Source organism: Clostridium sp. RTP31139st1_H3_RTP31139_211217 (assembly GCF_040227035.1).
Lineage (GTDB): Bacteria > Bacillota > Clostridia > Clostridiales > Clostridiaceae > Clostridium > Clostridium saudiense.
The window spans coordinates 1-11,773 of record NZ_JBCOAB010000075.1; the positions used below are offsets into that span (position 1 = coordinate 1).

The window sequence follows — 11,773 nt, forward strand, 5'->3', positions numbered from 1 at the left end:
TCTTGGATACAAGACACCGTTAGAAGCATTTAACGAAGAACAAGCTAAGTGTTGCACTTAGCTTGACAATTCGTCTTTAAAAATAAATTAATATAAATCCTTAAATAAACAGAGGAGTTATTTACAAAATACGTAAATAACTCCTTTGTTTATTTATATGTTTTTAAAGTCTTTTTTCAAAATTCCCTGTAACATTTAAGCCTTCATTAAATATAATAAATGCCTTAGAATCTTTTTCTAAAACTATTCTTTTTAATTGATTTATTTCATACTTAGAAATTACAGTTACTAGTATCTTGCTTTCTTCACCAGTATATGCGCCTTGTCCATTCCAACAAGTTACACCTCTTCCCATCTCTTTCATTATACCACATTCTATATTTTCCATCTTTGTGAAAATCATTGCCGTAGTATTTATATTTTGATAATGTATTTTATCAACTATCATTGAGAAGAATGTCGTATAAATAACTGAATATATTGCTGTAGGTAGTTCAAATAAAATTGCACATATTCCATAAATTATAGCATTTATTATTATACCTAACTTTCCAACACTGAAGTTTTTATATTTTTTAGTAAAGTATACCCCTAGTATATCTATTCCTCCCCCAGAGCCTCCGGCTTTTAATGTAATCCCTATTCCTGCACCTGTAATGATTCCTCCAATAAGACATGCTGCTAACGGATCATCTATAATAGCTGTACTTGGAATTGTAATTACTGTAAAGAAAATAGTCTGCGATATTACACTTACTACAGTTCTTATAAAAAACTTCTTAGATATGCTTTTATAAGCTATAAGTAATAATGGTATATTAATAATAAAGTTAATTATACCTGCTATTTCAAAGTTTTTTACACTTGGAAAATAATCTACTATAATAGTTCTAATTATTTGAGATATACCTACTACCCCACCATTATATAGCCCTAATGGAGATATAAACAAATTAACTCCTAAACAAAATAAGAATGCCCCTATAATAATAATTCCATACTGCTTAATCTTTTTTACTTTTGTACCTTCCATATTTAATCCCCCGATTATTATCTAAAAATATTCACAAATAGTTTATAATAATCTTGGAATTATTTCTATATTATTTTATAAAAAACCATATTAATATAGCATAAAAATTAACAAATTTTATTTTTTTCTTCTTTTAATATAATAGATAATTGCTACTATTATTATTAAAACAATTATCACCAACATAATTACTATATTTTGTATATTAGGAACTTTAATTCCTATCATTATACTATTATTTTCATTTAAATCATTAATAGTGTAGTAATACTTTATAGTCTTATCATTTACTATTTCATTGGAATTAGTATCTACTATTTTAACTGGCGTAGATATTGATAAATCTACTGGAACATCACCTATTAAGTTAGATATATTTCTATTCACTAAATTCCCCAAATTTAATCCTATATTATTATTTATATTGCTATTTATATAATCACTAATAATATCTATTGCACTATCATTAAGCTTAAGTGTTACTTTATATTCGTTAGTAAAAAGTCCTTTATCCTTTTCTTCAATTATACTAAAATAATTATTGCTTAAATTTGATACTTCATTAATTTCAACTTTATCAGTTGATATATTAATTTCTTCTGTATTTAAGTCTCCTTCCTTTGATTTAGTTATTTCTCCAAAGTGTATTTTATCAGGCATATCATCTTTAACTTCATCAATAACTTTAGATAACAAATCATTATCTACCAACTTATTTATAGTATCATCATAATATATTTTTATTTTTGTATCACTAGTCCCATCTATATTAATAGAAGTATCACTACTTAGCTTTATCTCTCCACATCCAATTAATATGAATACCGTACTCATCATTAGAAATAGAACAAAAATATACTTTTTTAATTTCCCCATATTTCTCAAGTCCTTTCTTTATAAAACTTACCATGTTATTAGTATAATTAATTTGAACTTCTTTTAATATATTTAATCAACTTTTTTTATATATTTTCAAAAAAATCACAATAACAGCTACTAAAGAACTTTTTCCTTATAACTATTATTGTGATTAATTTTGCTAATTAAATTTTTACAATATTTCAACTATATTGCCTTGCTCTAATGATTTTTTAACATCTATAACTCTTTGATTTGATGATCCTCTATATTTAAGCATTATATCTCTTTTATCTGCTTGAAACTTTCCATCTATTAAAACATCTACTTCCCTTAGTATTTCTAATCTTTTTGGATTATTAACTATTTCTTCAAAAGTATAACCTGACCATAGCCATATTGGTTTATCTGTCTCTAATTTTATTCTTTTTAATAGATTAAGTAATGTATCATCCATTATTTGTTGCATTGGTTCTCCACCCAATATATTTACACCTTTTATTTGTTTATTTTTAGTTAATTGAATAAATTCATCTTCTGTTTCTTTAGTAAACTTATTTCCATAATTAAAATCTTGTTGCTCTTTATTAAAACACCCTTCGCAATTATGAGTACATCCACTTACAAAGAGTGTAGTACGTATACCTGGCCCATTTGTAACATCTAATTTTCTTATTTTTGCATAATTCATACTTTCACTCCTGTCCAATTATATATTATGCAAAAAATGAGAGGTAACCCTCTCATTTTTTATAAATGAAGAACTCTATCTCCAATTTCTGCTGTTCTTCCCTTGTTCCAATAAGAACTTCCTATATATCCACAAGTTCTTCTCATAACTTGTAATTCGCTTTCATCATCATTTCCACATGATGGGCAATGCCAAGTTAAACTTTCTTTATCTAATTGCATTTCACCATTAAATCCACATTTGAAACAAACATCAGATTTAGTATTGATTTCTGCATATTGAATGTTGTGATATATAAAATTGATTATCTCTTCAACAGCTTCAACATTTTTATTCATATCTGGTACTTCTATATAAGAAATACATCCTCCACTACTTATTGAGTGGAACTGTGATTCAAACTTTAACTTACTAAATGCATCTATTTCTTCACAAACATGTACATGATATGAATTTGTATAATATAATCTATCAGTTACATTAGATATTTCACCAAATCTAGCTTTATCTATTCTACAGAATCTGTATATTAAGCTTTCTGCTGGCGTTCCATATAATCCAAATCCAAGACCTGTTTCAGCCTTCCATTCTTCACATTTTTCTTTCATATGATTCATTACTTCTAAAGCAAACTTTTCTCCCTCTTCAGAAGTATGGCTTACTCCAAGCATTGCTTGAACCATTTCCGCTATACCAACATATCCAAGTGAAAGAGTTGAATAACCATTTTTTAATAGTTTATCTATCTTTTCACCTTTTTTAAGTCTTGCTATAGCTCCATGTTGCCAATGTATTGGACTTGAATCTGAAGTTACTCCAAGTAACATCTTATGTCTTGTTATTAATGCATCTTTACAAAGATCTAATCTTTGATCTAACATTTCCCAAAACATTTCCATATCTTTATCAGCTATAATTGCAATTTGTGGTAAATTCAAACTAACTACCCCTTGGTTAAATCTTCCATACCACTTATATTCTCCATTTACCTTTTTAGGAGATAGATGTGATCTACACAAGCGAGATGTATATTTCTATACTGGTTACTCACTCTGACTATATCTTCAACTAGTGCATTTTTACCACACACTAGAAGCCTTGCACTTCCAAATGACTTAATTCACTTGTACTCTACTCGTTTATTCACTAAAGTTTTTCTCTTTAGCTATACTTTCGATAGTCGATTGACCTTCTAAATAATCTTCATAATACTTAAAATTATAGCCTTTATACGGTGATTTAGTTTTACCTTTACACCTAGCTATTACCATGGTATCTCTGTAATTCTTTTATAGAATTTATCTCTTCCATATTTCCTTACTGCTCTATAAAATTTAGTATCATGTTCTTCTTTTTGGTACCCCATATGTCTACTAAAACGTTACTTTAAAGTTTCACTAGTTTGCCCTATATAAACTTTGTTATTGACTATACAAGTTATCTTATATATTATCATGAGGACCTCCAAAAATTATTTAGCTTGGCACTGGATTGTCATATCTATATAAGACTTAGATTCCCCAGTTAGCATAATTTTATGCAATCATTTCCTATTGCTACTTTAAAATATAAAGTAAATTACACACCCATTTTTAATGGTTCACAAGGTTTTATATGGGCAATAGTTTTACCCATAGGAGGGAAAGTGTTTCCTTCATAATTTTCTCTCATTATCTTAGCACTTTGATAATCTGGCACTAATCTTTTAGCTGTACATTTAGCTGCAAGCTTAGTTATATAATCATATTTACCGCCTTCAAGGCAATTATGCTCATCTAATAAGTAAACTAACTTAGGGAATGCTTCTCCAATTTCTTGACCCTTATAGTTTTTCATCCCTTCAAGTCTTTGTCTTATCATTTCTTCACAAATCATAGCCATCTCTTCTTCATAAGGATGACCTTCTTCTATTTCCAGATAAATAGTGGAAAAAGGAGCCTGTCCATTCGTCGTTTGTAATGTAGATAATTGATATCTTATCGTTTGAACTCCATCTTTAAGTTCCTTCATTTTTGCATCTTTAGCTAACTTTGTAGCAAGAACCTCATCATTAAGCATTTCCATATAGTGTTTATATGATTTTTCTTCTGTAACCTTAAGATATTTAGCTAAATGCTTAATTGTTATACTTTGTCCACCATATTGATTAGATGAAACTTGAGCTATTATTTGTGTTGCAACTGTACATGCAGTTCCAAAGCTTTTAGGCTCTTCAACCAATTTTTCATTTATTACTGTACCGTTCGTAAACATATCTTCTAAGTTTATTAAACAACAGTTAAACATTGGTGATATAGTATAATCCATATCATGCCAGTGAATTGCTCCTTCATCATGCGCTTGCACTATATGAGCAGGAATTAACTTTCTTCTAGCAATATCCTTAGATACTTCCCCTGCAATTAAATCTCTTTGAGTTGCAGAAACAACAGGATTCTTGTTAGAATTTTCTTTCATTACATCTTCATTTCTCTTACTTAGCAACTCTAATATACTGTCATCTGTAGTATTAGTATTTCTCTTAAATTCTTGTACAGCTCTATATCCTTCATATGCTCTTGCTGTTTCAGCTTGACCATAATGAACTAATCTATCATATACATATTTTTCTATTTTGTATATTGTAGCTATTTCCTCTTGCTTGCTAAAATATTTTTCAGCATCATTTGCTATTAATCTAGCGATATCACCTAAAAATATCCCGCTACCATTTTTCATAGACTTACAAATAGCTTCTCTAATCTTACTCTTATCGAACTCTACTGTACTTCCGTCCCTTTTAATTACTTTCAATAATACCACTCCCTAAACTTAAGTATATTTAAATTATGCAATATAAAATCACATAAAAATAGTGCTTATATTAATACTTCGCCTCTTAAATACACAACATATTGTACTACCTTTTTAAAACAAATACAATATATAGTTGTTGTTATATTTTTAGATTTTTCGTATTTATACTTATAAGCACTTCAATTTTCTCGTTATTTTATATATTCCTTAATTAACCTTATTTGTTTTTTTATACATTAACCCTTACAACATTTTTCATTATACTACATATTTTTTTATAAAACACGACTTGAAATTTATCTTGAGATATGCTTTTTTGATTCTGACTTTCTTAAAGCTGATTATTTCACATAAAAAAATTTAAAATTTTATTAAAATAAAAAGACAAAAGTTTACCTTTTGTCTTTTCAACGCATCTAAAAATAATTGTAATTTTATATTAATCTTTTAAGTAAAAAAACTATAATTTTTCCAAATCATATGGAGTGTTTTGATAAACACAGTAATTAAGCCAATTACTAAATACTATATTTGCACTACCTCTCCAAGTAACCATTGGTGTAAGTGATGTATCATCATTTGGAAAATAGTTTCTTGGAATTTCAATATCTAAACCTTTATTAAAATCTCTAAAATACTCATCACTTAAAGTATTTCTCTCATACTCTAAATGTCCTGTAATAAACACTTGTCTTCTACTTTTATTTGCTACAATAAAGATACCTGCTTCTTCTGATTCAGATAATATTTCTAATTCAGAGATTTTTTCTATATCTTCTCTTTTCACCTCTGTATGTCTAGAATGTGGTGCATAAAACATATCATCTAAACCTCTTGTAAGATCAGCATTTTTATTATTTATATAATGTTTAAAGACACCAAACATTTTCTTTTCTAATTGATACTTAGGAATACCGTAATGATAATTTAATCCAGCTTGAGCTCCCCAACAAATATGTAGAGTAGAAAATACATTACTCTTGCCCCATTCCATTATTTCCTTTAACTCTTCCCAATACATTACATCTTCAAATTCCAATTGCTCAACTGGTGCCCCTGTTATTACTAATCCATCAAACCTCTCATCTTTTATATCATTAAAGAAACTATAAAACTTTTCCATATGTTCAAGAGATGTATGAGTAGATCTATAACTTTCAGTTTGCAATAATTTAATTTCTACTTGAAGTGGTGTATTAGATAAATACCTAAGTAATTGATTTTCTGTTTGAATCTTTTTAGGCATTAAATTTAAAATTGCAATCTTTAATGGTCTAATATCCTGTTTTCCAGCTCTCTCATTATTCATTACAAATATATTTTCATCAGATAAAACCTTAAATGCAGGTAAATCTCTTGGAATTTTTATTGGCATAGCCTCCCCCTCCTTACATAGATATTAAATCATATTTTTACCAATTTTAGAATATTTATTATTAATATTAATCTTTGTTGATTTCAAATTTCCACAATTTTTCCTTTGACATGAAAAAATTATAGTCATATAATGATCAAAATAACCTTCGTATAAGCCTAAAAATATGGTTTGGGCGTCTCTACTATATCACCGTAAATGATATTAACTATGAAGTAAAATCCACGAAGGTTAATGTATTATTAGAAAAGGTGGATTAATTAATGAATAAAGAAATTCTTATTGATAATATTAAAGCAGCTAATAAAGCTATTCCTTGTGACTTAGTTGTTAAAAACATTTCTGTAGTTGATGTATTTCAATGCAACTCTTTTATTTGCGATGTAGCTATAAAAAATGGATACATTGTTGGCCTTGGTGAATATTCTGGAAAAGAAGAAATTGATGGAACTGGTAAGTTTATTTGTCCAAGCTTAATTGATTCTCATGCTCATATAGAATCATCAATGCTTACTCCTAGAGAGTATTCTAAAACTGCATTATTACACGGAGTAACTTCGCTGATAGCAGATCCTCATGAGATAGCAAATGTTATTGGACAAGCTGGAATCGAATTTATGATTAACTCCTCAAAAAACCTTCCATTTGATTTTTATTTTATGCTTCCTTCTTGTGTACCTTCTACACCATTTGAAAATTCTGGTGCAGTATTAAATAGTGAAGACTTAAAAAATTACTATAGTGATTCAAAAGTTTTAGGTCTAGCTGAAGTAATGGACTATCCCTCTGTATCAAATTGTAATTATGATATGATAAATAAACTTTTCGATGCAATTTCAAATAATGGTATTATTGATGGACACGGTGCAGGATTAAATTCTCATTCAGTCAATGTTTATTCTACAGCAAATATAAAAACAGACCATGAATGTGCTACCTATGAAGAATTAGTTGATAGAGTAAGACGTGGGATTTATGTACTTATGAGAGAAGGAACTGTTGCTAAAAACTTAAATGATTTAATAAAAGGTGCATCAATCTTTAATAGCAGACGTCTTTGCCTATGTACTGATGATAAGCATATTGATGATTTATCTAAAAATGGCAGTATAGATACATCAATTAAAATGTGTATTAAAAATGGACTTGCTCCTGAAATTGCAATTCAAATGGCTACATTAAATGCAGCTGAATGCTACAACTTAAAAAATAAAGGTGCTATAGCTCCTTCATATATTGCAGATTTTATTATTCTTGATAATCTAGAAGAATTCAAAATTAATTCTGTTTATAAAAATGGTAAATTGATAGTGAAAGATAACAAATTAGTTATTGATATAGCTGATTTATACTCAGCTCCAATATTAAATAATTCAATTAATTTACCTAAACTAACTAAAGATAGCTTAAAAATAGATATAAAAAATAAATCTATCTTAAATGTTATAGAATTAATACCAAATAAATTAGAAAGCAATCATTTAAAAATTAATATAGAAGACTTAAACCTTAAAGATGAATTCACAAGTTGTACAACAAAAGACAATTTATTAAAAATTACGGTTATTGAACGTCATAAAAATACCGGAAATATTGGATTAGGAATTTTAAAAGGATTAGATTTAAAATCTGGTGCAATAGCTACAACTATAGCACATGATTCTCATAATATGATTATTTGTGGAACTAATGATGCTGATATGATATATGCAGCAGAAGAACTAAAAAGAATTAATGGCGGAATCATAGTTGTTAAAGATGGAAAAACTCTTGCTTCTGTATCTCTAGAAATAGGTGGAATTATTACTTCTCGTGCATGTGAAGAAGTAATATCTGATTTAACTAAACTTCATGATGCAGTTAAAATACTAGCACCTACAATTACATTTAATCCATTTTTAACACTATCATTTTTATCTTTACCTGTTATTCCTGAAATCAAAATCACTGATAAAGGATTATTTGATGTAAGAAGCTTTAACTTTATCCCTGTTGCAGAATAGTTTTGTGTTATAATATTCTTAAAATTTTGATTTAAGAGGTATAACAAAATGGATATAAAGGAAATGATTTCAGTATTAAGTAGCCATAACATCTATATTATATTTATAATAATGTTTCTAGAATCACTGAATTTAACTGGTATACCATCTACTATAATATTGCCTGCCATAGGAATATTAATAAGTTTAAATAATTTAAGCATTATAAAAATATTACTTTTAACTATCTTTGCATCTATTTTGGGAAATATTGTTTTTTATTTTATATCTTATAAGTTTGGAAGTAAAATATATGATTATCTTTATAATAAATTTCCTAAACTACAAAAAGTTTTTGATAAAGCAATGAATATGTCTAATAAATATGGAACGAAAATTTGTTTATTTGGGCGCTTAATTCCTTCCATAAGAAGTTGGATTTCTCTTGTTGCTGGTATATTTAAAGTAAAGCTAAGGGATTTCCTTTTGTATTCTTCAATAGGAATTTTCATTTGGGATATACTACTTATTTTGGTTGGCTATCTAATACCAATCAAATACTAATTAATGCTAAAGGACTTGTCCTAATTAAGGGCAAGTCCTCCTTTTATTATTTATTAAAGTTCTTTTTACTACCTATTAAAGAACAAACTTTTCTATAGCCTTAGCAACTCCATCATCTTCATTTGAATCAGTAATATAATTTGCAGCTTTCTTTACCTCATCAAATGCATTAGCCATTGCTACTCCCATTCCAGCATAAACAATCATATCAAGATCATTTTCAGCATCTCCAAAAGTCATAACTTCTTCTTGTTTAACCCCTAAATGCTTAGCTAATAATTCAACACCTGTTCCTTTATTAACTGCTTTATTTAAAAATTCTAAGAAATAAGGTGTGCTTCTTACTACTGTATACTTTTCATATACTTCTTTTGGTAAATTATCTACAGCCTTTTGTAACACTTCTGGCTCATCAATCATCATTACCTTTACTATACTATGATCATCTTCAATTTCAGAATAATCATTAATTCCTATGTTAATACCATTTATATTTGCTTCAACTTCTGTGTATTTACTATTTTTAGGAGTTATTAATCCATGTACTTCAGAAAAAGCATGAATATTAACACCTAAATCCTTACTTAGTTTATGTAAATAATGTAAGTCAGAACCACTTAATACTGTTTTTGATATAACTTCTCTAGATTTTGCCTTTAAAACTAATCCACCATTATAACTTAAAACATAATCATTTTCTCCAAGCATATCAAGCTCTTCTAAATATCTTGTAACACCATCAATTGGTCTTCCTGTAGCAATTACAACATTAACACCTTTTTCTTGAGCTTCTTTTATAGCTTTCTTAGTTCTATCTGAAACAGATTTATCATTTTTAAGTAAAGTCCCATCCATATCTATTGCTATTAATTTATACATAAATTCCTTCACCATTCCTTAATACAAAATTCTGTTTTATTATAACATAAAACAGAACTTTGTACATGGTGTATGTATGATATAAAATTACTCCTTTTTATATCCTATAAATGAACTTATAACATCATCAAATCCATCTCTATCTAACATACTAATAACTACACCTGTTATTTCATAGCTTGAAGTGCTATCATTTTCTCCCCTAAACTTTTTTATTCTATCAATTACATCTTCTATAATTATTTTAATATCAGATTCATTTAATAATGCTTTCTTATCCCTGGTTGCATTCAATATGCTATTTGCAATTTTATTAGCATCAAATGATTCAATACTTCCATCCTTTTTAACTACTTTCATTACTTACACCTCCTCATTAATTATTATTAGCAAAAAAATAAGTTGTAAATCATAAAACACTTTATATAATGGTACTTTATAATTTACAACCTCTTCTTTTATGATATTTTCTATTATTTACAACACTTCTCTTTATAGCCTAAATAGGCACTTGCTATGTCCTTAAATCTATATTTATTAAGAGAATCAATAATTACTGCAAAGATTTCATAAGTTGATGTAATCCCATTTTCTTCTCTTATACTATTTAACACTTTTACTACTCTATTACTAACAATTTTTAAATCTGACTCATTTATAATAGTGTTACTATCAATAGATGCACCTAATATACTGCTTCTAACTTTACTAATATCAAAACTTTGAATTCTACCATCCTTTTTAATTACTTTCATTGTAAATACACCCCCGTATTAAAATTATACACTATCATAAAAGTAATTTAAACGATTTCATGTTTTTTTCACACTTAAATATTACTCCTTATTTATATTTTTTATTACATTAATTTGCAACTATCTCAAATAATTATTTTTTATATTTAACATTTATTTGTTCTTTTCGTAAAATATACTATAAAACATTCTTTGGAGCAATTTATATGAGTTTTATCACTAAACTAAAAAATTTTTATCACCTTACTAGATATGGCATTAATATTTTATCATCTTCCTTAAGAAATTCAACTTCTTATGAAAATGATGCTTATAACTTCATAAATAATAGTAACCTTTCTAGTAAAACTAAATACTTAATTTGGGTAGATACTTCAAACTTTAAAACAAATATATTTAAAGGAAGTATAAACAATTGGACCTTAATTGATTCTTATATTTGCACTATCGGAAAACCTAGTGCCCCTACTATAAAAGGTATTTTCTATGCCGGTCCTAAAGGATATTCATTTGGTGAAGCAAGAGGTTTTCGCTGTTTATATTACACGCAAATAAAGGATAATTATTTATTTCATTCCATACCGTATAATTTAGATGGAAGTATTAGAGATCCTAGACTTGGTATGCAATTAACAGACGGTTGTGTTCGTTTATCAACAAAAAATGCAAAATGGATTTATGATAATTTCCCATCAGGTAGTACTATCTATATAACTTAGTATTATTATATGATGCATTTAAAAATATTTTCGTATTTTCTTTTAATATGATAAATTACAATATCAAGTGCAACACTAATTAATTGCAAAAAAAATAACCCATACGGGTACGTTCATGTTA

At 27.5% G+C, this 11,773-nt stretch carries 12 protein-coding genes, 1 pseudogene and 1 riboswitch; of the genes and pseudogenes, 3 read left to right on the plus strand and 10 right to left on the minus strand.

The genetic code is table 11. The annotated features are described in order from the left end of the window. Positions 1-163: 163 nt before the first annotated feature. The 7 genes and pseudogenes from ABUA17_RS17750 to metA all read right to left on the minus strand — a co-directional run bounded on the left by ABUA17_RS17750 (position 164) and on the right by metA (position 6,753). Positions 164-1,033 carry a YitT family protein gene (locus tag ABUA17_RS17750; protein WP_195951838.1) on the minus strand — a complete coding sequence of 290 codons (870 nt, stop codon included), beginning with the start codon at positions 1,031-1,033 and terminating at the stop codon, positions 164-166. Between the two features lie 117 nt (positions 1,034-1,150). Next, positions 1,151-1,870, minus strand: a complete 720-nt coding sequence (locus tag ABUA17_RS17755; protein WP_042402561.1) for a hypothetical protein — start codon at positions 1,868-1,870, stop codon at positions 1,151-1,153. A 214-nt stretch (positions 1,871-2,084) separates the two neighbouring features. Beyond that, positions 2,085-2,582, minus strand: a complete 498-nt coding sequence (nrdG, locus tag ABUA17_RS17760) for an anaerobic ribonucleoside-triphosphate reductase activating protein (RefSeq protein ID WP_042402564.1) — start codon at positions 2,580-2,582, stop codon at positions 2,085-2,087. Between the two features lie 59 nt (positions 2,583-2,641). Continuing rightward, a pseudogene (nrdD, locus tag ABUA17_RS17765) lies at positions 2,642-3,598 on the minus strand (anaerobic ribonucleoside-triphosphate reductase); the annotation flags it as partial. Positions 3,599-3,721: 123 nt separating this feature from the next. Beyond that, the gene (locus tag ABUA17_RS17770) at positions 3,722-3,853 is read right to left on the minus strand and encodes a hypothetical protein (RefSeq protein WP_260457849.1); all 132 of its coding nucleotides are present in this window, start codon (positions 3,851-3,853) and stop codon (positions 3,722-3,724) included. 307 nt (positions 3,854-4,160) lie between these two features. Next, positions 4,161-5,375 carry an anaerobic ribonucleoside-triphosphate reductase gene (gene nrdD / locus ABUA17_RS17775; protein ID WP_341349594.1) on the minus strand — a complete coding sequence of 405 codons (1,215 nt, stop codon included), beginning with the start codon at positions 5,373-5,375 and terminating at the stop codon, positions 4,161-4,163. A gap of 463 nt (positions 5,376-5,838) precedes the next feature. Beyond that, a complete protein-coding gene (gene metA / locus ABUA17_RS17780) occupies positions 5,839-6,753 on the minus strand; it encodes a homoserine O-acetyltransferase MetA (protein WP_154821329.1) in 915 nt (304 codons plus the stop codon). A 128-nt stretch (positions 6,754-6,881) separates the two neighbouring features. After that, a riboswitch (purine riboswitch) is annotated at positions 6,882-6,984 on the plus strand. Between the two features lie 32 nt (positions 6,985-7,016). Between metA and ade the strand changes: the two genes are divergently transcribed. Then, entirely contained in the window at positions 7,017-8,756 is a 1,740-nt protein-coding gene (gene ade / locus ABUA17_RS17785) for an adenine deaminase (protein ID WP_195951839.1), read from the plus strand. A gap of 48 nt (positions 8,757-8,804) precedes the next feature. Then, positions 8,805-9,299, plus strand: coding sequence for a DedA family protein (locus ABUA17_RS17790; protein ID WP_195951840.1), 495 nt, complete (start codon positions 8,805-8,807; stop codon positions 9,297-9,299). A gap of 75 nt (positions 9,300-9,374) precedes the next feature. Here the strand turns inward: ABUA17_RS17790 and yidA are convergent, their stop codons facing one another. The 3 genes from yidA to ABUA17_RS17805 all read right to left on the minus strand — a co-directional run bounded on the left by yidA (position 9,375) and on the right by ABUA17_RS17805 (position 10,933). Continuing rightward, the gene (gene yidA, locus ABUA17_RS17795; RefSeq protein WP_042402578.1) at positions 9,375-10,178 is read right to left on the minus strand and encodes a sugar-phosphatase; all 804 of its coding nucleotides are present in this window, start codon (positions 10,176-10,178) and stop codon (positions 9,375-9,377) included. A gap of 87 nt (positions 10,179-10,265) precedes the next feature. After that, a complete protein-coding gene (locus ABUA17_RS17800; RefSeq protein ID WP_042402581.1) occupies positions 10,266-10,538 on the minus strand; it encodes an ATP cone domain-containing protein in 273 nt (90 codons plus the stop codon). A 113-nt stretch (positions 10,539-10,651) separates the two neighbouring features. Further along, positions 10,652-10,933, minus strand: a complete 282-nt coding sequence (locus ABUA17_RS17805) for an ATP cone domain-containing protein (RefSeq protein WP_042402585.1) — start codon at positions 10,931-10,933, stop codon at positions 10,652-10,654. A 206-nt stretch (positions 10,934-11,139) separates the two neighbouring features. On the opposite strand from ABUA17_RS17805, the gene ABUA17_RS17810 reads away from it, so the two are divergent. Beyond that, positions 11,140-11,652 (plus strand): L,D-transpeptidase, encoded by a 513-nt coding sequence (locus ABUA17_RS17810; protein WP_042402588.1) that lies wholly within the window; start codon positions 11,140-11,142, stop codon positions 11,650-11,652. Positions 11,653-11,773 lie beyond the last annotated feature (121 nt).

Excerpts from the sequence above, each read along its gene's own strand:
- ABUA17_RS17750 (WP_195951838.1), bottom strand. The coding sequence starts at position 1,033 with ATGGAAGGTACAAAAGTAAAAAAGATTAAGCAGTATGGAATTATTATT.
- ABUA17_RS17755 (WP_042402561.1), bottom strand. The coding sequence starts at position 1,870 with ATGATGAGTACGGTATTCATATTAATTGGATGTGGAGAGATAAAGCTA.
- nrdG (WP_042402564.1), bottom strand. The coding sequence starts at position 2,582 with ATGAATTATGCAAAAATAAGAAAATTAGATGTTACAAATGGGCCAGGT.
- ABUA17_RS17770 (WP_260457849.1), bottom strand. The coding sequence starts at position 3,853 with ATGGTAATAGCTAGGTGTAAAGGTAAAACTAAATCACCGTATAAAGGC.
- metA (WP_154821329.1), bottom strand. The coding sequence starts at position 6,753 with ATGCCAATAAAAATTCCAAGAGATTTACCTGCATTTAAGGTTTTATCT.
- ade (WP_195951839.1), top strand. The coding sequence starts at position 7,017 with ATGAATAAAGAAATTCTTATTGATAATATTAAAGCAGCTAATAAAGCT.
- ABUA17_RS17790 (WP_195951840.1), top strand. The coding sequence starts at position 8,805 with ATGGATATAAAGGAAATGATTTCAGTATTAAGTAGCCATAACATCTAT.
- yidA (WP_042402578.1), bottom strand. The coding sequence starts at position 10,178 with ATGTATAAATTAATAGCAATAGATATGGATGGGACTTTACTTAAAAAT.
- ABUA17_RS17800 (WP_042402581.1), bottom strand. The coding sequence starts at position 10,538 with ATGAAAGTAGTTAAAAAGGATGGAAGTATTGAATCATTTGATGCTAAT.
- ABUA17_RS17805 (WP_042402585.1), bottom strand. The coding sequence starts at position 10,933 with ATGAAAGTAATTAAAAAGGATGGTAGAATTCAAAGTTTTGATATTAGT.
- ABUA17_RS17810 (WP_042402588.1), top strand. The coding sequence starts at position 11,140 with ATGAGTTTTATCACTAAACTAAAAAATTTTTATCACCTTACTAGATAT.